The sequence below is a fragment of the Cupriavidus taiwanensis LMG 19424 genome (genome assembly GCF_000069785.1).
GTDB lineage: Bacteria > Pseudomonadota > Gammaproteobacteria > Burkholderiales > Burkholderiaceae > Cupriavidus > Cupriavidus taiwanensis.
Genome location: NC_010528.1, coordinates 2,069,577 through 2,089,513, shown reverse-complemented (window position 1 = coordinate 2,089,513; position 19,937 = coordinate 2,069,577). Strand labels below are relative to the sequence as shown.

Sequence of the window (19,937 nt, the reverse complement as noted above, 5' to 3'; positions counted from 1 at the left end):
GAAAAACCCGCCGCGGCGGGTTTTTCTTTGCCTGTGCGCCGCTCAGGGGGTGCCGCCGAACATCACCAGCAGATCGTTCTGGCTGATATGCGGATGCTTGGAACGCGTCTGGCTGCGCACGTAATTGCCGTCAGACTGCATGATCCACGCCGAGGCATTGTCGCGCAGGTGGACCTGCAGGCTCTCCTTGATGACGCGCGCCTTGAGCGCCTTGTCCAGGACCGGGAATGCGACTTCCACGCGGCGGAACAGGTTGCGGTCCATCCAGTCTGCGCTGGAAAGATAGAGCACCTCTGCGCCGGCCGCCTGGAAGTAATAGACGCGGTGGTGTTCGAGGAAACGCCCGATGATCGAGCGCACCGTGATGTTCTCGGACATGCCCGGCACGCCCGGCATCAGCGCGCACACGCCCCGCACGATCAGGTCGATCTTCACGCCGGCGCGCGAGGCCTTGTACAGCTCGTCGATGATCGACGGTTCCAGCAGCGCGTTCATCTTGGCGATGATGCGCGCCGGCTTGCCCGCGCGCGCGTTGCGGGCCTCGGCGCGGATATGGTCGACCAGGTTGCTCTGCATGGTGAACGGCGACTGCCACAGGTGGTTCAGCCGGATCGTGCCGGCCGTGCCGGTCAGCAGCTGGAACACATGGTGCACGTCTTCGCAGATCGCCTCGTCGGCGGTCAGCAGCCCGAAGTCGGTATAAAGCCTGGCCGTGCGCGGATGGTAATTGCCTGTGCCCAGGTGGGCATAGCGGCGCAGCTTGACCTGCTTGGCCTTCGGTCCGGCGGGCTCGCGCCGGACGATCAGCAGCATCTTGGCGTGGCACTTGTGCCCGACCACGCCGTAGATCACGTGCGCGCCGGCGGACTCGAGCCGCTCGGCCCAGTTGATATTGGTTTCCTCGTCGAAGCGCGCCAGCAGTTCCACCACCACCGTCACTTCCTTGCCGTTGCGCGCGGCGGTCATCAGCGCTTCCATCACCAGCGATTCATTGCCGGTGCGATAGACCGTCTGCTTGATCGCCACCACGTTGGGATCGGCGGCGGCCAGTTGCAGCAGATCCAGCACGGAGCTGAAGCTTTCGTACGGATGGTGCAGCAGCACGTCTTGCTGGCGCATTACGTCGAACATCGACGCACCGCCCGCAAAGGCCTTGACCGGCGCCGGCACGTAAGGCGGGAACTTGAGCGCCGGCCGGTCGACCATGTCGGGGATCTGCATCAGCCGCACCAGGTTCACCGGGCCGGATACGCGGTACAGGTCCTGTTCGGCCAGCCCCGATTCCAGCAGCAGCCGGCGCGCCAGCGGGGCAGGTGTATCGGACGAGATTTCCAGCCGCACCGTGTCGCCGAAATGGCGCGCGGGGAGTTCGCCCTGCAGCGCTTCGCGCAGGTCGGTGATGTCGTCTTCCGAGACGAACAGGTCCGAGTTGCGCGTGACGCGGAACTGGTAGCAGCCATGCACGGTGATGGCAGGGAACAGCTCGTGCACGAAGCCCTGCATGAACGACGACAGCATGACAAAGCCGTACGGATAGCCCGACAGCTTCTCCGGCATCTTCACCACGCGCGGCAGCGCGCGCGGCGCCTGCACGATGGCGAGATCGGCGTCGCGCCCGAAGGCATCCTTGCCGGACAGCTCCACCACGAAATTCAGGCTCTTGTTGAGCACGCGGGGAAAGGGGTGGGCCGGGTCCAGCGCGATCGGGGTCAGCACCGGCGCCAGCTCGCGCTGGAAGAACTCCCGCGCCCACTCACGCTGGGCGTCGGTCCAGGTGGTGGTCAGGTGGAAAAAGACCCCTTCTTTTTCAAGTAGTGGAAAAATGGTGTTCTGCAGCATGTCATACTGCGAGGCCACAAGCCGTTGCGTGCGCTCGGTGACAAGCTGGTAGGTCTGCTGGAAGGAAAGGCCATCCGGCGTCAGGCCCGAGGCATTGTCGCGCATCTGTTCCTTCAGGCCCGCCATGCGGATTTCAAAGAACTCGTCCAGGTTGCTGGACACGATGCAGATGAACTTGAGCCGTTCGAGCAGCGGGACTTTCGGGTCCGCGGCTTGCGCCAGCACGCGGGCATTGAATTCCAGGATGCCCAGTTCGCGATTGAGCAGCGTACTGGACGGAGTCGTCGACATGGTCATGACCTTCTTTTGGTAATGTGGCGACTTTTTCATAGAATCGTGTCACTTTCATGACAGTTTGATTTTGTCATGATGCGGACATGACCACGACATATTTTTCCCGGGCGCGAATCGCGGCAGGTCCAGGCGCCAGCGTGTCCCTGCCGTGCTTCGCAACGCCAATGCGAACTTGCCCTCCGAGCACACGATGAACAACACTCCACGCCTGCTGGCCGCCGTCGACATGGGCTCGAACAGCTTCCGCCTGATGATCGGGCGAGTGGACGAGACTCCAACGGCCAACGGCCCCGCCAGCCAGATCTTCCAGGTGGACGCGCTGCGCGAACCGGTGCGGCTGGCGGCCGGGCTGACGCCCGACAAATACCTGGACCAGCCCGCGCGGCGGCGCGGCATCGATGCGCTGCGGCGTTTCGGCGATCGCCTGCGCGAGTTCGCGCCGGGCCAGGTGCGCGCCGTTGCCACCAATACGCTGCGGGTGGCAAAGAACGCGTCCGAGTTCCTGATCGAGGCCGAAGGGGCCCTGGGCTTTCCGATCGAAGTGATCGCCGGGCGCGAGGAGGCGCGGCTGATCTATCTGGGCGCCTCGCACGATGCGCCGGCCTGCCAGGGCAACCGCCTGGTGGTCGATATCGGCGGCGGCTCGACCGAATTCATCATCGGCAACGGCTACCAGTCCAAGCTGATGGAAAGCCTGTATATCGGCTGCGTGTCGCACAGCCGCCAGTTCTTTCCCAGCGGCAATGTCGACGAATACGCGATGAAGCAGGCCGAGCTGGCCGCGCGCCGCGAAATCCAGGTGCTGGTGCGCCAGTACCGTGCCGCGGGCTGGGAACAGGCGGTGGGCTCTTCGGGCACCGCGCGCGCGCTGGCCGAGCTGATCGAGCTCAATGGCATGAACGACAGCAATGCCGAGCACGGCATCACGCGCGAGGGGCTGGAGCGCCTGAAGCGGGCGCTGATCAAGGCCGAGAACACCAACCGCGTCAAGCTGACCGGGCTCAAGCCGGATCGCATCCCGGTGCTGCCGGGCGGCTTGTCGATCATGCTGGGCGTGTTCGCCGAGCTCGATATCGAGCGCATGGACGTGACCGACGGCGCGCTGCGGCTGGGCGTGCTGTACGACCTGCTCGGACGCAGCCACCACGAGGACATGCGCACGGTCACGGTGGACCAGTTCATGCGCCGCTACGGCGTCGACCGCGCCCAGGCCAGCCGCGTGCGGCGCACCGCGCAGACGCTGCTGTCACAGTTCCCGGAACCGGCCAATGAACGGCGCGAGGACAACCTGGCGCTGCTGGGCTGGGCGGCCAGCCTGCATGAGATCGGCATGTCGATCTCGCACAGCGGCTACCACAAGCATTCTGCCTATATCGCCACGCATGCAGACATGCCGGGCTTTTCCAAGACCGACCAGGCGCGGCTGGCGACGCTGCTGCTGGGCCATGCGGGCAAGCTCGGCAAGTTGTCGGGCAGCGGCAAGTTCGTCGACTGGCGCATGCTGTTCAGCCTGCGCCTGGCCTTCGTGCTGTGCCGGCGCCGCTCGGACGTGGCGCTGCCGGACATCCGCGTCAAGCAGCTGGCCGAAGCGCTGGACGAAGGCTTTACCGTGCGGCTGCCGAAGGCGTGGATCGACGCCAATCCGCTGATCGAATACAGCCTGGCGCAGGAAGCCGACGAATGGCAGCGCATCGGCAAGCGCTACAAGGTGGTCTACGACTGAATGTGAAGCGGTCGACCGGCCGCCGATGGGGCGGCCGGGACCGGTGGGCCCGGTGGGCCCGGTGGCGGGGCGCCGCTCAGGCGGCGTTGTTCAGGCCGAGGAAGTGGCGGGCGTAGCGCGGGTTCATGTCGTTCACGCGCAGCAGCGTGAGGAAGTCCGCCACGTTGAAGTCCGGGTCCCACGCGGGCTGGCCGCAGATCTTCGCGCCCAGGCGCAGGTAGCCCTTGATCAGCGCGGGCGGCTCGACCTCGAGCTGCTGGTTCAGGTCTTCCACCGGCAGCGGCAGGCGCGGGAAGGCGTGATACTCGATCGGCGCCAGCGAGCGCTCGGTGAACAGACGGTGCAGGCTGGCCGCGTAATGCCCGCCGTCGCTCATCGGCACGCTCGCGCAGCCCAGCATCGACTCGATGCCCCAGCGCTGCAGGTACTCGCCCAGTCCGCCCCACAGGGCCATGATGACGCTGCCCGAGCGGTAGTCGCGGTGCACGCACGAGCGGCCCAGTTCCAGCATCTTGGGCCGCAGGTGCGACAGCCGCACCAGGTCGAATTCCGACTCGGCGTACAGGCAGCCCAGGCGCTTGGCCTGATGCGGCGGCAGCACGCGGTAGGTGCCGACCACGCGCAGCGTGGCCATGTCGCGCACGATCAGGTGGTCGCAGTAGGCATCGAACATGTCGATGTCCAGTTCGGGCGCCGAAGACGTCAGGCGCGCGCCCATTTCCTCGGCAAAGACCTTGTAGCGCAGGCGCTGGGCCTCGACTACTTCATCCTGGTGGCGCGCCCACGCCACGCTGAGAACAGGCGACTCATGTGCCGGTGTATCCGATGGGCGATGAAGACGCCTCCGCGCCGTCTGGCCGAGGCCATTGGGCAGAGAGTCGAAGAGCGGCTGGGTAGGCGTCGGCAGATCTCGCATCAGTATGTCCCTTTGGTGACGAAACTGTTGCGATGCAATGTAGTGAGGGCCGGTGACAGTGCCGTGACCCGGCGATGACGGTTGCGTGACGGCGATGACAGGCTCGGTCATGGAATCTCCGGTGACAGTTGCAAGTGGCGGGATAGGGCGCCAATGCACTTTAGGGACGGGAGATTCCGCCTGCCATGAGGCAATTCTGATTTTTTGCCGGAGTTGGTGCCGGCAGCGCGCAGCCTGTCCCTGAACAGGCTCAGAGGAATTCGGGATTGATGACCGCGCGCAGCACCGTCTGGGCCTCGCTCTCCCGGGTACGGCCGGTCAGCCACCAGACACCGGCCTTGCGCACGCTCCAGTCCATTTCGGTGCCCGCCAGCAGCAGGCTGGCAACGCGGCCGATCCAGGGCTGGTGGCCGACCACTACCACGTGCTCGGCGCGTTCCGGCCATTTGACCGCGGCCAGCACGGCGCTGACGTCGGCGCCCGGCGCCAGCGCATCAAGGATCTCCGGCTCGCCGCTGAGCGCTGCGGCGGTTTCACGCGCGCGCACCGCGGGACTGCACAGGACGCGGGTATCGGCGGGCAGATGGGCGCGCAGCCACCTGGCCGAGGCCTCGGCCTGCTTGCGGCCGCGGCGCGTCAGCGGGCGCTGCAGGTCTGCCGTACGGCTAAGACTGAGAGCGTCGGGCAGGTCTTCGGCTTCGGCATGGCGCCACAGGATCAGGTTCATGTCGGACGGGGCAATGAGCTTGCTTCGAGTATGGTGAAGCGGCCCGACCGGCGCAAGCGCGGCGCAAACAAAAGCGGGCTGCCGGTCAGGGCAGCCCGCAAGTGTCTCCGGGCGCGGTGTCAGCGGCGTGACAGCGCGTCGGCGCGAAACATGCGGCGGCGCCGATGGCAGTGCGTTGCCATCGGCGCCGTGGGGAAACTCAGGACTTGTGGCGGAAGTTGATGCGACCCTTGGTCAGGTCGTAGGGCGACATTTCCAGGGTCACGCGGTCACCGGCCAGGATGCGGATGCGGTGCTTCTGCATCTTGCCCGAAGCGTATGCCCAGATTTCAACGCCGTTTTCCAGCGTGACACGATAGCGGTTGTCAGGCAGGGCTTCCGACACCACGCCGCCAAATTCAATGAGTTCTTCCTTAGCCAATCTGTCTTCCTTTTCCGCAGCCCGCGAAGGCTGCATGGTTACGTTTCAAAAATCCTGTTCGGTTCGCCCGAAGCGGCGCGTACCGCGGCACATGACGTCCGTGCGGCCAACCGCACCTGCTGGGATGGTTCGGGGCAGGGTGCGTATGCCGCGGCGGCTGGCGTCCGCATGACCGGTTCAGTCGGCGGCGTCAGCGGTGTTGCCCTGCGGGCGCGGATGGCTTGGGCGAAAACCTGGTCGCTGACAGCCGGAGGGGCCATGTGCTTCGCGGAGCAGGCGGGCAGGTGTACCCGGTGGTTCGCCAGTTCGGTGTCGTCGCGGAAAGTCCGCGCCGGCGGCTGCTGTCGCTCGCAAGAGCGCGCTGGTGAGAACGCCCGGTTACAGGGATGCTCGGACACCCCGGGGGCTACTGCGACATTGTATCACGTACGCAGATGCAGCATGACTGTCCCATCGCCGGGATCCGCCCGGAGCGCATCGCGATAAAATGGCGATAAAGGCGCATATCGCATCGCGAACGGCTTGGTATTTGAGCCATATGAGCTAGAACTAACGCGTACGGCCGCGCCGGGCCGGATCTCGCGAGGAGACTGCCATGGAACTCCATCTGGAATCGCATCGCTACGTCCGTTGCCGTCCCGACTGGCGCGCCGCGGTGCTGGCGGGGCTGATTGCCGGCGCGGTCTACATGGTGCTGGAGCTGCTGACCGCACGTTTCCTGCTGTACCAGGGCGCCTGGGGCACCGTGAAGATGGTCGCCGCCATCCTGCTCGGCCGCGAGGCGCTGTCGGCCGATGCCTTTAACTGGACCATCGTGCTGGCCGCGGGGACGGTGCATTTCGCCTTGTCGATCATCCTGGCGGCGGCACTGGCGCTGATCCTGTCGTCGTTCCGGCTCGACACCAGCCTGGGCCTGGCCTCGGTCGTCGGCATCGTGTTCGGCGTGGTGGTGTACCTGGTCAACTTCTATGTGTTTGCGCGCTATATGAACTGGTTCGACGAAGCGCGCGGCTGGGAGTCTCTGTTCGCGCATGCGCTGTTCGGGCTGGTCGCCGCCGATGTGTACTGCAACCTCGAGCGGCGGCGCGCCGCGCCGGACGCCCCGCCCCCCGCCTGAACCGTGTAGCCCATCTGGCTGATATGACCAGTAACGCGCTCGCACTACGCTAGAGGAAGAACAACCATAGCGGCTGGCGCTTACCACGCCCGCGTACAGCCACCCCGGAGTGCCCATGCGGGTCGCAATCGTCAGTACCGAAACCACCGGGCTCACGCCAGCGGATGAGCCCGTCAGCATCGGCTTGCTGCTGGTCGAGGTGTCGCCGCGCGCCGGAGGCCTGTTGCGCGAAGTCGCGGAGTATTACGGCTCACAGGAGCCCACCGTGCCAATCAGCGCGGCGGCCACCGATACCCACGGCCTGACCGCCGACATGCTGCGCGGACGTCGCTTCGACCTCGGCGCCATCCGCGCCATCATCGACGATGCCGACGTGCTGGTGGCCCATGGGGCCGCGTTCAACGCCAGGATGCTGGAGAAGGTGTTGCCCGGCATCCGGGACAAGCGCTGGCGCTGCTCGGTGCGGCAGGTGCGCTGGTCCCAGTATTTCCACGCCGCCAACCACAAGCTCGATACCCTGTGCGAGCAACTGCATATCTTCCGTCCGCGGCCGCAAGTGGCTTTGGATGATTGCCTGGCGCTGTCCAAGCTGCTGTTCCGGCCCATCAGCGCCACCCAGCAGGCCACACCGATGGGCTTCCTGCTGGCCGAAGCCGATTTCGCGATGAGTGCCGCCCCGCCTGCCGGCAGCTCGCCGGCTCCGCCACCCGCAGCGCCGCCCCCGGAGGCCGCGACTTCATGGCTGCCGCAAGTCGAAGCCAGCCAGCATGGCCCCGGAAGGGGGTTGGTGATGGCGGCGGTGATACTGATGCTTTTTGCTGGCGCGGTGATCTGGCCGGACTTGTTCCCGTGGTGACAGGGTGTTGCATGCGCCGCATGCCGCACGGCATGGCTGCCTGGTGCAGACGCGACGGAAAACGCGGAGAACCCAAAGAAAAACGGCCTGGATCTTGCGATCCAGGCCGTTGTTTGGGTATTTCTGGTCGGAGCGATAGGATTCGAACCTACGACCCTCTGATCCCAAATCAGATGCGCTACCAGGCTGCGCTACGCTCCGAAGCCGGCCATTGTAGCCGCGTGGGCGCGTTACGGTCAATGCGCGTCGACGCAGGCGGCCACCGGGCCGGGCGGGCCCGCCGCGCTGCTCCCCCTTCTGGCGGGGGCGCTTTGTCTTGACTTGGGTTTGCGCGCTGCGATAATCCGCACACCGCTCCAGTCCGACCGGCGTGCTGTTGGAACGCCCGGTTTTGCGTATTTCCTTCCGGACTGACCTGATCACCAGAACAAGAACGGCGCTCCCGCCCTGGGCGAGCGGCTCGGTTTGCCCGCGTTTGCCGCATGGCTGCACGGGCGGCCTGACACAGGAAGTGCGGCATTCGATAACAACGATCCGGCACAGGATCGGCAAAGAAGCAGGCAAGAGCGGCGGCATGCGGAGCACCGCTCGTTGCCTTGGACGGGAATAAAGATGTTTCAGTCGCACGTGGTTGTGCTCATCGCGGGGCTCTTTGCCTTGCAGATGGCGGTGGTATGCGTGGTGTTGCGCCGGTCGTCGGGCATGGACCGCAGCGGCCTGACATCCTGGGCCCTGGGCAGCGTGCTGGCGGCGTTTGCCGCGGCGCTCGCGGCGGTGCAGGTATTACGGCCGATGTGGCTGGTGCCGGAGTCGACCGACCTGGCGCTGCTCGCCGCGCTTTCCGTGATGGCGGTAGGCGCGCGGCACTTTGCGCAACGGCCCGGCCGTGCCACAGGCTTGCTGGCGCTGAACCTCGCCGCCGCGGCGGCGGTGGCCTGGGGCGACCTGGCGCCGCGATTTCTGGCCAACGCCGTGGCGCTGCCCGAGCTGGCGCCGGTCCTGAGCGCTTGCCATATTGTGCTGCTGCTGGACCTGGCCCGCAGCGTGGTGCCATCGGTGCCGGCCACGCGTGGCACCGGGCGGCTGGCGGCGTGGTCGCTGGCGGTGATCGTGATTGCCGCCGCCGCCATCAATGCCTGGACCATGCTTGGGCCGCTGGCGGCGATGTCGCAGGGCGCCGCCTGGCCGCGGCCGCTGCCGTGGGATGGCGAGCTGGCGATATTCAATGTCTTTGCCCTGGTCGGGGTCTCGGTGAGCTTTGCGCTGATGGCGCACGACCGGCTGCGGCGCATGCTGGAGCGGCGCGCGCGGCATGACGACCTGACCGATGTACTGCTGCGCGGCGCCTTCTGGGAGGAGCTGGAGGGCGCTTGCCTGCAGGCCGAGCGGCAGCGCAAGCCGATGACGGTCGCGTTTGTCGACCTCGACCACTTCAAGGCCATCAACGATGTCTACGGCCATCTGGCGGGAGACAGCGTGTTGCGGCACTTTGCCGGCCTGCTGCGCAAGACGCTCGGCCAGGGGCACCTGGCAGGGCGGCTGGGCGGCGAAGAATTTGCCATCGTGATGCCGGATACCGCGCTGGAGACCGGACGGCTGGCCTGCCTGCGTCTGGCGACGGCGGTGCGCGCGACGCCGTGCCCGTCCGAACCCGATCCGATCGCCTATACCGTCAGCATCGGCGTGGCGGCGCGGCAGCCCGGCGAGGGCGCCGATGCGCTGATGCGCCGCGCTGATCGTGCCCTCTATGACGCCAAGCTGAAAGGGCGCAATTGCGTGTCGCTGCACCCCGCCGGCGGCGATGCCGCGGACATGGCCGACGTCGCAGGCGCCGGACGCTTCGTCACGCGCAGCCAGCCGCGCGTCGCGTCGTGACGTGCAGGGCTTGTCACCGCGGCCGGGCGCTGCGGTAGAATGCACGCCTTCGCGTCCTTAGCTCAGTTGGATAGAGCACTCGCCTTCTAAGCGAGCGGTCAGAGGTTCGAATCCTCTAGGACGCGCCAGCAGGCCGCATGGATTCGCACCGCCGAATCGCCCGGGCCGCTCCTGCCGCTGCGCCGGCATCTTCCGGCGCCATTTCGCGGTGTCCCCATGGCGGTCCAATGGCCACCCGGTCGCAGAGCCATGCGCCAGGCACTGATGCCCATGTAGCGATAAGCACACCTTTTGAGGTTGTGCCGGCTCCACCCCTCATCTAGACTGGATTTCATCCGTCCAAGCGGTCAGTACATAACCTGGCCTGCCGAATGCGCGACGGCGGGGTTGCCGGTCCTGGGTCTTGGTAGTGATCTGCAGGGAGACAAGCGATGATGCCTACGCCAATTTCGGAGCGCGTGCTGTCGCGCGGCCTACTCGATGTGCTGATCCGCGCGGGGCTGATCGCGGTGCTGGCGATCTTCTGCTTCCAGATATTCCGGCCCTTTCTCGATCTCATTGTCTGGTCGGTGATACTCGCCGTGACCATCTATCCCTTGCAGGTCCGCCTCAGGCGCAAGCTCGGCAACAAGGACGGACGCGCCGCCACGCTCATCGTCCTGGCCGCCATTGCCATCATCGCGCTGCCGGCATACCTGCTGGGCGCGGCCATGGTCGACTCCGTGGCCAATGCGATGGCCGTGATCCGAAAAGAGGGCTTGCATATTCCGCCGCCGGCCGAGTCAGTCGCCAGCTGGCCGCTGGTGGGCCAACGCCTGTACGACGTCTGGCTGCAGGCCGCCTCCGACCTGACCGGCGTCATCCAGGCCCATGCGCCCCAGGTGCGGGAAATCAGCCTGGCTGTGCTGGGCACCGCCGCGGGCATCGGCAAGGGGCTGCTGATCTTTGTCTTCGCGTTGATTATCGGCGGCATCTTCATGGCGTACGGCGAGGCCGGCAACCGCAGCGCCGTGCAGATTGCCGCGCGCGTGTTTGGCCCGGAACGCGGCCAGCGCATCGCCTCGCTGTGCACGGCGACCATTCGCGCGGTGGCCCAGGGCGTGGTCGGCATCGCCTTTATCCAGATGCTGCTGATCGGCGTTGCCTTTGTGATCAAGGGGGTCCCGGCCGCTGGCGTGCTGGCCATGGCGGTGCTGCTGCTGGGCATCGCGCAGCTGCCGGCCACGCTGATCACCGTGCCGGTGATCATCTATGTATTTGCCAGCGAAGGGGCCAGCGTGGCTACCATCGTCTTCTCCATCTATGTCTTCGTGGCCGGGCTGGCCGATAACGTGCTCAAGCCGCTGTTGCTCGGCCGCGGCGTCGACGTGCCGATGCCGGTGGTGTTGATCGGCGCGCTCGGTGGAATGGTGACCGGCGGCGTGATCGGCCTGTTCATCGGCCCGGTGGTGCTGGCGGTCGGCTATCAGCTGTTCTGGCAATGGGTCGAGGATCCGCCGTCGCAGACCGAGCCCGGCAACCAGCAGCAGACCTGAAGCCATCCGGGCCGCCCATGCCGCGCGGGAACCGTCCTCTGCGCGCATTGCTGGCCGCCGCCTGCTGCGTGGGGGGATGCGCGCGCCTGGGGCCGGATTTCCAGCCACAGCAGGAACCGTGGACGCAGCAGTGGCACACCCCGGCGCTCGGGCAGGCGACCGTGCAGCGGGCGCAGCCTGACCTCCGCGAGTGGTGGCAGGTCTTCGGCGACCCGGCGCTCGAACGGCTGATTGCCGAAGCCGATGCGCACAACGCCGGCCTGAAGATCGCCGGCCTGCGCGTGATGGAAGCGCGCGCCCAACTGGGCATTGCGCGCAGCGGACGCTTCCCGCAATTGCAGCAGGCGAGCGCCGATGTCCTGTACACGGAGCGCCGGCAGTCCGGTGGCCGCAACCCGCAGAACAGTCGCTTCTGGCAATACAGCGCCGGGTTCGACATCGGCTGGGAGCTGGATTTCTGGGGGCGCTTCAGCCGCGCCATAGAATCCGCCGATGCCGCCTACTTTGCGGCCAGCGCCAACCGCGACGATGTGCTGGTGCTGCTGCGCGCCCAGGTGGCGGAGACCTACTTTGCCTTGCGCACGGCCGAGGCGCGCCTGGGCATCGCCCGCGGCAACGCGGCGCTGCAGCGGCGCAGCCTGGAAATCACCGAGCGCCTGTTCAAGAGCGGCGAGACCGACGAGCTGGACCTGCAACAAGCGAAGACCCAGTACCTGGGCACCCTCAGCACCATCCCGGAATTTGAAAGCCAGATCACGCGCACCCGCAATGCCCTGGCGGTGCTGATCGGCCGTCCGCCCGGAGCCTTGCCGGATTTGCCGGAGCTGGCTGGCAAGGAAGGCGTGATTCCGCTGATCGATCGCGCCGTGCTGCAGGACGTGCCGGCCAGCCTGTTGCAGCGCCGTCCGGATATCCGCGCCGCCGAGCTGCAGATCGCCGCGCAGTCGGCGCTGATCGGCGTGGCAGAGGCCGATCTGTATCCGTCGGTGACGCTGCTGGGTAGCATCGTCTGGTCCGCCAGCACGCTGGCGGGCACGCCCAACAGCCTGGCGCTGGCCGGCGGGCCGGCCTTGCGCTGGAACGTATTCGACTATGGCCGCATCAAGAACACCGTGCGCGTGCAGGATGCCCGCCTGCAGCAACTGATCGTTGCCTACCAGGATGCCGTGCGGCAGGCGGCGCGTGAAGCCGACGATGCTGCGAGCGCGCTGATCAAGGCGCTGGAGCGCGAGGAGATCCTGCGCGACAGCGCGCTGGCCGCGCAGCGTTCGCTGACCCTGGCCAACGCGCTTTACCGCGAGGGCTACTCGGACTTCCAGCGCGTGCTGGATTCACAGCGCGCGCTGGCGGCCCAGCAGGACGCCTACGTGGTCAACCGCAGCAACGCGGTCAGCGACCTGATCGCCGTGTACAAGGCGCTCGGGGGTGGATGGTCCAGCGAGCAGCCGCTGCTCGACACCGCCACGCGCGAGCAGATGCGGCAACGTACTGACTGGGGCACCTTGCTGGACGAGCCAGGGCCCGCGCCGGTTTCCCCGTCAGCCCACCGTAACCCCTGAGCGAGTGCCGATGAACGACACCCCGCAGCCCTCCGCGGCACCGACAGTGACGCCGCCCCCCGCGCCGCCGCCGCCCACGGCCGATACGTCAAAGAAGGGCGTGCGCTGGGTGCTGCTGCTGATCGTGGTCAGCCTCGCCTGGTATCTGCTGGCCGACCGCCTGACGCCATACACGCAACAGGCGCGGATCCAGGCCTTCGTGGTGCCGGTGGCCGCGGAAGTGTCCGGCCGCGTGATCAAGGTGCATGTGCGCAACAACCAGGACGTTGCGGCGGGCACGGTGCTGTTCGAGGTGGATCCCCAGCAGTACCGCATCGCCGTGGACCGCGCCCGTGCCGAACTGGAGTCGACGCGCCGGCAGATCGGGGCCAGCACGGCAGGCATCGAGTCGGCGCAGGCATCGTTGCGCGCGGCCCGTGCCAACGAAGTCAAGGCGCGGCAGGATAGCGAGCGTCTCGAGCGGCTGTACAGCGAGGACCCCGGCACCATTTCGCTGCGGCGCCTGGAAGTGGCGCGGGCCAGTTTGGAGCAGGCCGTCAGCCAGGTCGCCGCCGCCAGGGCCGAGGTCCAGCGTGCGCGCGAGCAGGAGGGCGGCAGCGACGAAGACAACGCCAAGCTGCGCAGCGCCGCCTCGGCGCTGGAAAAAGCCGAACTGGACCTGGCCAACACGCAGGTGCGGGCGCGCGCCGCCGGGCTGGTCACCGACCTGCGCACCGATGTCGGCCAGTTTGCCGCGGCCGGCAACCCGGTCATGACGCTGATCCCCATCCACGACGTGTGGATCAACGCCGAAATGACCGAAAACAACCTCGGCCGCGTCGAGCCCGGCACGCCGGTTGCGATCGTGCTGGATGCCTTGCCGGGCAGGGTCTTCGAAGGCCGGGTGCGCAGCGTCGGCTACGGCGTCAACGTCGGGCCGGGCACGCCGCCGGGCAGCCTGCCGACGGTACAGAACAGTCGTGACTGGCTGCGCCCGGCGCAACGCTTCCCGGTCATTGTCGAGTTCGACCGCGGCGAGCTTGCGCCGCTGCGCGGCATTCGCGTGGGCGGGCAGGCCGAGGTCATGGCATTTCCCACCGAAGGCAACCCGCTCAATCCGCTTGGCCGGTTGTTCCTGTACCTGATGAGCTGGCTTTCCTATGTCTACTGACGGCCAGGCGCCGCCATGGCCCCCGCGCGACCCACGCAGCCGGCGTTGCCTGCGCCTGGCCAGCGGCACCGCGCTGTGCCTGGCGACCAGCTTCGGACTGGCGCTGCCGGTCCCCATGGTCGCGCCGGTGCTGGGCGTGTTCCTGCTGGCGACGCTCAACCGGCCGATGTCGCCCCGGACGGGACTGGGCCTGGCGCTGGTGGTGATGCTGACCACGGGCACCGGCCTGCTGCTGATCCCCCTGCTGCGCTATTACCCCGCCAGTGGTGTGCTGCTGGTCGGCCTGTGCCTGTTCCTGGCCTTTCGCTACGGCTTGCGCGGCGGCAACGGGCTGGTGTCGACGTTCCTGGTGGTCGGCCTGACCATGATTTCGGCGGCAGGCACCTTTGATTTCGGACTGGCGGTCACGGTGATCGAGGCGCTGGTCAAGGGCTTGCTCGTCGCCCTGGTGGCGCTGGGGATTGGCCACTGGCTGTTTCCCGAGCCCGTTGGCGCAGGTACCCCGTCCGCACCCGCGGAGCTGCCGGAAGACCAGGCCGCCCGGGTCGCGCTGCGCGCCGCGCTGGTGGTCATGCCGGCATTCCTGCTCGCGCTGAACGATCCGGCGGCGTACCTGCCGGTCATCATGAAGGCGGCCACTCTGGGCCGGCAAACCTGCACCACCTCGGCACGCGGCGCGGGGCGCGAACTGCTGGGCTCGACCCTGCTTGGCGGTGTGCTGGCGATCCTGTTCTGGGGCGCGCTCAGCCTGTTCGTGCATTTGTGGATGTACTTCCTTTGGATGCTGCTGTTCGGCCTGCTGGTGGGGCGCAAGCTGTATGGCCTGAGCCCGTCGCGGTACCCGCCAGGCTTCTGGGTCAATACCCTCGTGACGCTGATTATCCTGCTGGGCCAGTCGGTGCAGGACAGCGCCGCCGGGAAGGACGTCTATACCGCCTTTGCCGTGCGCATGGGCTTGTTTGTCGGCGTCACGCTGTATGCCTGGCTGATGGTCGCATGGCTCGATCAGCCCCGCGGCGCGCGGCAACTGTCTGGATGAGGGGGCGACCATGCTGCGCAACCTGGCGATCGGCCTTCCCGTGATGCTGGTCTGCCTGCTGTTGCAGGCGGTGTTTGTGGCCGTATGCCTGCGCTACTACGCTCGCTTCAAGCATGCGCGGCACGGTGGCATGTCGCTGGGCCAGGAGATCCTGCTGCTGTCGGTGGTGATGGTGCTGACGCTGATCGGCAATTTCGTCCAGATGGCGATCTGGGCCATCCTCTTCATGCTGCTGGGCGAGTTCGCCGATTTAGCGACCGCGCTGTATCACTCGGGCGTCAACTTTGCCACGCTGGGCTATGGCGATATCGTCATGTCGCCTGCGTGGCGCCTGCTGGGTCCGCTGGAGGCGGCCAACGGCATCCTGATGTTCGGCGTCTCCAGTTCCGTGATGACGGCGGCGGTGCTGGAGGTGATCAAGCACAACCTGGCCCGCCTGGGCGAAGACGTCGAGCCATAGCGCGGGAGTGCCGAGGGAAGGGTGGCGCCGGCAGGATTCGCGTTTTTGCCGCACAATACGGCCTGCGCGCCGCACAGGAGCACGCTGGATCGATCAGAGGCGAGGGCAAGACCTCGCCCGGCAGCGGGCGGCATATCGTCGAACCCCCTGCAAATCCTGTACATGCCCGCCCCACATGCCCCATCCGCCGCGGATTCCGACCGCGGTCCCCACGACGTTTCCCTGTCTTCCCGCGACCGCCAGTCGTCCGGCCGGCTGCCGCTGCTGGCGCTCGGCGTCGGCAGCTTCGGCATCGGCACCGGCGAGTTCGTCATCATGGGCCTGCTGCCCGATGCCGCCACCGACCTCGGCATCTCGATCCCGCAAGCCGGCCACCTGATCAGCGCCTATGCGCTCGGCGTGGTCGTCGGCGCGCCGTTGCTGGCGGTGCTCGGCGCGCGCTGGCCGCGGCGCAACCTGCTGATTGCACTGATGGCGGTGTTTGCCGCCGGCAATATCGCCAGCGCGCTGGCGCCGACATACCTGTCGATGATGGTGGCGCGCCTGCTCACGGGTTTTCCGCACGGTACCTACTTCGGCGTCGCGGCGCTGGTCGCGGCCAGCCTGGTTGCGCGCGAGCGGCGCGCGCAGGCGGTGGGATTGGTGATGCTGGGCCTGACCACTGCCACGCTGGTCGGCGTGCCGATCGCCGCCGCGGTGGGCACCTGGCTGGGCTGGCGCTCGGCCTTCGTCATCGTTGGCGCGCTCGGCGCGCTGACCGCGCTGCTGGTATGGCGCTGGGTGCCGTTCGTGCCGGCTGACCGGCATGCCAGTCCGCTGCGCGAGTTGTCAGCGCTCGGGCGCAAGCAGGTCTGGCTGACGCTGGGCATCGGCGCGATCGGGTTTGGCGGCATGTTCTCGGTGTTCAGCTATGTCAAGCCAACCATGCTGGAACTGGCGCATATGCCCGCGGCAGGCATCCCGGTGGTGCTGGCGCTGTTCGGCGTCGGCATGGTGGTGGGCAACCTGGCCGGGGCCAGGCTGGCCGACAAGGCGCTGATGCCGACGGTGGGCGGCGTTCTGGTCTGGACCGCGCTGGTGCTGGGCGCCTTTACCTTTACCGCGCCGCACGCGTGGCTGGCAGCCTTCAATGTGCTGCTGGTCGGCACCGCCGTGGCGCTGGGACCGGCGCTGCAGATCCGGCTGATGGACGTCGCCGGCGATGCCCAGACGCTGGCGGCGGCGCTCAACCACTCGGCCTTCAACCTGGCCAATGCGCTCGGCGCGTGGCTGGGTGGGCTGACCATTGCCGCCGGCTTTGGCTGGGAATCGACCGGCTGGGTCGGCCTGCTGCTGGCGCTTGGCGGGCTGGTGATCTATGCGTGGTCGATGCTGAGCATGGAGCGGCGCGTCCCCGCCGCGGCGTAGCACGCTGGCGTGCGCGCAGCGCCAGCGCCGGAATCCCGAAGCAAAAAGGGGTGCCATAACGGCACCCCCTTTTTTATCACGCGCGTTGCTGGCGCCGGATTTACTCCGCGTCGGCGACGCTTGCGCCGACCACGTTGAAGCCGCCGTCGACATAGGTGATTTCACCCGTCACGCCGCTGGCGAGGTCCGACAGCAGGAAGGCGGCGACGTTGCCGACTTCCTCGATGGTGACGTTGCGGCGCAGCGGCGCGGCTTCCTCGAAGTGGCCGAGCAGCTTGCCGAAGCCCTTGATGCCCGACGCGGCCAGGGTCTTGATCGGGCCAGCCGAGATGCCGTTGGCGCGGATGCCGCGCGGGCCGACCGAGGCGGCCAGGTAGCGCACGCTGGCTTCCAGCGACGCCTTGGCCAGGCCCATGGTGTTGTAGTTGGGGACGACGCGCTCGGCGCCCAGGTAAGTCAGCGTCAGCAGCGAGGCCTTGTCCGACAGCAGCGGCAGGGCGGCCTTGGCCAGCGCCGGGAAGCTGTACGCGGAAATGTCGTGGGCGATGCGGAAGCCTTCGCGCGACAGGCCGTCGAGGAAATCGCCGGCAATCGCTTCACGCGGCGCGAAGCCGATCGAATGCACCAGGCCGTCGAACTTTTCCCAGCGCTGGCCCAGCGCGGTGAAGGTGGCGGCGATCTGCTCGTCGCTGCCGACGTCGCATTCGAATACCAGGTCGCTGCCGAATTCCTTGGCAAAGTCGCTGATCCGGTCCTTGAACCGTTCGCCGACGTAGGTGAAGGCCAGTTCGGCGCCTTCGCGCTTGCACGCCGAGGCAATGCCATAGGCGATCGAGCGGTTCGAAAGCAAGCCGGTGATCAGGATCCGCTTACCTGCCAGAAATCCCATAAATTCTCCAAGGTGGTGTATCAGGCACGCTTCGTGCGTCCGCCGTGCGGCGGTGCGGGTGCCGGGCTGTCCTGCGGCCCTTTTATTGCGCCGCGCAGAGGGAATGTCCGGATGGCTGGGGCCACCCCGGACGCATGTAAAATTGTCTCATACTTGGCCCGGCCGCAGAACGCCGGGCCCCACAGGTGACAGTGGAGGAATCCAACAGGATGCCTATTCAAGCACGTTGGCCGCTTCAGGCGGCATGGCAGTGCTTCCGGCGGGATGCAGTACTGCGTGGTTGGGCGGCAATGAAGCTGGCGCTGACGCTGGTGGCGGGGGTCTCGCTCTTTTCTGATCCGGCATGGGCGGCGCATGGCTTTGCGCTGCATGGGGACCTCAAGTACCCGGCAAATTTCGCGCACTTCAACTACGTCAATCCCGACGCCCCGGTCGGCGGCACGCTGACGCTCGCCAATCCTGACCGGCGCACCAGTTTCGACAAGTTCAATCCGTTCACGCTGAAGGGCACCTCGGCCCCGGGCCTGAACGCGCTGATGTTCGAGTCGCTGCTGATCAGCAGCGCCGACGAAAGCGCCAGCGCCTACGGCCTGCTGGCCGAGGACGTCACGGTGGCGCCTGACGAGTTGTCGGTCACCTTCACGATCCGCCCGCAGGCGCGTTTTTCCAATGGCGACCCGGTGCTGGCCTCGGACGTCAAGTACTCCTACGACATGCTGATGAGCAAGGCGTCGAGCCCCGGCTATCGCAGCATGTGCACCGACGTGAAGGCGGTGGTCGTGACCGGCGAGCGCACCGTGCGCTTCGATTTCAAGCAGCGCAACCGCGAACTGCCGCTGATCGTCGGCTCGCTGCCGGTGTTCTCGCGCAAATGGACCGCCAAGGTTCCGTTCGAGAAACTGACCTTCGAGCCGCCGGTGACCAGCGGCCCTTACCTGATCGAGCGCTTCGACGCCGGCCGCGGCATCATCTTCCAGCGCGACCCGAAATACTGGGGCAAGGACCTCGCGGTGCGGCGCGGCACCTTCAATTTCGCGCGCGTGGTCTACCGCCTGTACAAGGACGAGACCGCGCGGCTCGAGGCCTTCAAGGCCGGCGAGTTCGACGCCATTGTCGAATACAAGGCCAAGAACTGGGCCAAGAGCTACCAGGGCACGCGCTTTCGCAACGGCGAGCTGCTCAAGACCGAGTTTCCGCATCGCAACGGCGCCGGCATGCAGGGCTATGTCATGAACCTGCGCAAGCCGGTGTTCCAGGACGTGCGCGTACGCCAGGCGCTGATCCTTGCGCTGGATTTCGAATGGCTCAACCGGCAGCTGTTCTACGGCGCCTACAAGCGCCTGGACAGCTGGTTCTCCAACAGCGAACTGTCGGCCAGCTCCACCTTCGACGGGCGTCCCGGTCCTGGTGAACTGCAACTACTCGAACCGCTGCGCGCGCAACTGCCGCCGGAAGTGTTCGGCCCCGACGTGGTCCAGCCCAGCACCGCACCGCCGCGCTCGCTGCGCGACAACCTGCGCCTGGCGCGGCGCCTGCTGGCCCAGGCCGGCTGGACCTATACCGACGGCGCGCTGCGCAACGCCAAGGGCGAGCCGCTGGTGTTCGAGTTTCTCGACGACGGCGGCGCCATGAGCCGGGTGATCACCACCTACGTGCGCAACCTCGAGAAGCTCGGCATCCAGGTGCACCAGCGCACCACGGATTTCGCGCTGTACCAGAAGCGGCTCGAAGACTTCGACTTCGACATGGTGTCGATCCGCTTCCCCGATTCGCAAAGCCCGGGCAATGAATTACGCGACCGCTTCTCCAGCGAGGCCGCGACCACGCCGGGCTCGGACAACCTGTTCGGGCTGAAGTCGCCGGCGGTCGACAAGCTGGTGGACAACGTGCTGCGCGCCGATACCCGGCAGGAACTGGTCACGGCCGGTCGGGCGCTGGACCGGGTGCTGATGCACGGCTATTACATCGTGCCGAACTGGTACAGCGCGTCGCACCGGGTCGCCTACCGCAAGACGCTGGCATATCCGGAGCGGCTTCCGTATTTCTACACGGCGGAAGGCTGGATCCTCAGCCACTGGTGGCGCACCGACATGCAGGCGCAAGCCCGCTGAGGCGCTCGGGCGCTGACCG

At 67.0% G+C, this 19,937-nt stretch carries 16 protein-coding genes and 2 tRNA genes; 12 read left to right on the top strand and 6 right to left on the bottom strand.

All coding sequences use genetic code 11. The features are described 5' to 3' along the window. Window positions 1-42: 42 nt before the first annotated feature. Window positions 43-2,169 (bottom strand): polyphosphate kinase 1, encoded by a 2,127-nt coding sequence (gene ppk1 / locus RALTA_RS09535; RefSeq protein ID WP_012353219.1) that lies wholly within the window; start codon window positions 2,167-2,169, stop codon window positions 43-45. A 154-nt stretch (window positions 2,170-2,323) separates the two neighbouring features. Here ppk1 and ppx point away from each other — a divergent pair, with 154 nt between their 5' ends. Beyond that, a complete protein-coding gene (gene ppx / locus RALTA_RS09530; RefSeq protein WP_012353218.1) occupies window positions 2,324-3,856 on the top strand; it encodes an exopolyphosphatase in 1,533 nt (510 codons plus the stop codon). 76 nt (window positions 3,857-3,932) lie between these two features. Here the strand turns inward: ppx and RALTA_RS09525 are convergent, their stop codons facing one another. The 3 genes from RALTA_RS09525 to infA form a co-directional block, all read right to left on the bottom strand. Next, the gene (locus RALTA_RS09525) at window positions 3,933-4,772 is read right to left on the bottom strand and encodes a GNAT family N-acetyltransferase (protein WP_041232157.1); all 840 of its coding nucleotides are present in this window, start codon (window positions 4,770-4,772) and stop codon (window positions 3,933-3,935) included. Window positions 4,773-5,022: 250 nt separating this feature from the next. Then, the gene (locus RALTA_RS09520) at window positions 5,023-5,499 is read right to left on the bottom strand and encodes a SixA phosphatase family protein (RefSeq protein WP_012353216.1); all 477 of its coding nucleotides are present in this window, start codon (window positions 5,497-5,499) and stop codon (window positions 5,023-5,025) included. Window positions 5,500-5,698: 199 nt separating this feature from the next. Continuing rightward, the gene (infA, locus tag RALTA_RS09515) at window positions 5,699-5,920 is read right to left on the bottom strand and encodes a translation initiation factor IF-1 (protein ID WP_008641674.1); all 222 of its coding nucleotides are present in this window, start codon (window positions 5,918-5,920) and stop codon (window positions 5,699-5,701) included. Window positions 5,921-6,515: 595 nt separating this feature from the next. On the opposite strand from infA, the gene RALTA_RS09510 reads away from it, so the two are divergent. Continuing rightward, entirely contained in the window at window positions 6,516-7,037 is a 522-nt protein-coding gene (locus RALTA_RS09510) for a hypothetical protein (protein WP_012353215.1), read from the top strand. A gap of 115 nt (window positions 7,038-7,152) precedes the next feature. Further along, window positions 7,153-7,893, top strand: coding sequence for a DNA polymerase III subunit epsilon (locus tag RALTA_RS09505; RefSeq protein ID WP_041232156.1), 741 nt, complete (start codon window positions 7,153-7,155; stop codon window positions 7,891-7,893). 124 nt (window positions 7,894-8,017) lie between these two features. On the opposite strand, the gene RALTA_RS09500 is transcribed toward RALTA_RS09505, so the two are convergent. Next, a tRNA-Pro gene (locus RALTA_RS09500) sits at window positions 8,018-8,094 on the bottom strand. Between the two features lie 411 nt (window positions 8,095-8,505). Between RALTA_RS09500 and RALTA_RS09495 the strand changes: the two genes are divergently transcribed. The 8 genes from RALTA_RS09495 to RALTA_RS09460 all read left to right on the top strand — a co-directional run bounded on the left by RALTA_RS09495 (window position 8,506) and on the right by RALTA_RS09460 (window position 16,918). Then, window positions 8,506-9,768, top strand: coding sequence for a GGDEF domain-containing protein (locus RALTA_RS09495; protein WP_012353213.1), 1,263 nt, complete (start codon window positions 8,506-8,508; stop codon window positions 9,766-9,768). Window positions 9,769-9,819: 51 nt separating this feature from the next. After that, a tRNA-Arg gene (locus RALTA_RS09490) sits at window positions 9,820-9,896 on the top strand. Window positions 9,897-10,199: 303 nt separating this feature from the next. Continuing rightward, window positions 10,200-11,303: an AI-2E family transporter gene (locus tag RALTA_RS09485; RefSeq protein WP_012353212.1), complete on the top strand. Its 1,104-nt coding sequence runs from the start codon at window positions 10,200-10,202 to the stop codon at window positions 11,301-11,303. A 17-nt stretch (window positions 11,304-11,320) separates the two neighbouring features. Next, a complete protein-coding gene (locus RALTA_RS09480) occupies window positions 11,321-12,862 on the top strand; it encodes an efflux transporter outer membrane subunit (RefSeq protein ID WP_012353211.1) in 1,542 nt (513 codons plus the stop codon). A gap of 10 nt (window positions 12,863-12,872) precedes the next feature. Then, entirely contained in the window at window positions 12,873-14,012 is a 1,140-nt protein-coding gene (locus RALTA_RS09475) for an HlyD family secretion protein (RefSeq protein ID WP_012353210.1), read from the top strand. Continuing rightward, window positions 14,002-15,051 (top strand): DUF2955 domain-containing protein, encoded by a 1,050-nt coding sequence (locus RALTA_RS09470; protein WP_012353209.1) that lies wholly within the window; start codon window positions 14,002-14,004, stop codon window positions 15,049-15,051. The genes RALTA_RS09475 and RALTA_RS09470 overlap by 11 nt, the downstream gene beginning before the upstream one ends. A gap of 10 nt (window positions 15,052-15,061) precedes the next feature. Then, complete coding sequence (locus RALTA_RS09465; RefSeq protein ID WP_012353208.1) at window positions 15,062-15,511, top strand: ion channel; 450 nt, start codon at window positions 15,062-15,064, stop codon at window positions 15,509-15,511. A 162-nt stretch (window positions 15,512-15,673) separates the two neighbouring features. Continuing rightward, entirely contained in the window at window positions 15,674-16,918 is a 1,245-nt protein-coding gene (locus tag RALTA_RS09460; RefSeq protein ID WP_012353207.1) for an MFS transporter, read from the top strand. Window positions 16,919-17,018: 100 nt separating this feature from the next. Here RALTA_RS09460 and fabI read toward each other — a convergent pair whose 3' ends face one another. Then, window positions 17,019-17,807: an enoyl-ACP reductase FabI gene (gene fabI, locus RALTA_RS09455; RefSeq protein ID WP_012353206.1), complete on the bottom strand. Its 789-nt coding sequence runs from the start codon at window positions 17,805-17,807 to the stop codon at window positions 17,019-17,021. 209 nt (window positions 17,808-18,016) lie between these two features. Between fabI and RALTA_RS09450 the strand changes: the two genes are divergently transcribed. Continuing rightward, window positions 18,017-19,918 carry an extracellular solute-binding protein gene (locus RALTA_RS09450; RefSeq protein ID WP_012353205.1) on the top strand — a complete coding sequence of 634 codons (1,902 nt, stop codon included), beginning with the start codon at window positions 18,017-18,019 and terminating at the stop codon, window positions 19,916-19,918. Window positions 19,919-19,937: the final 19 nt, after the last annotated feature.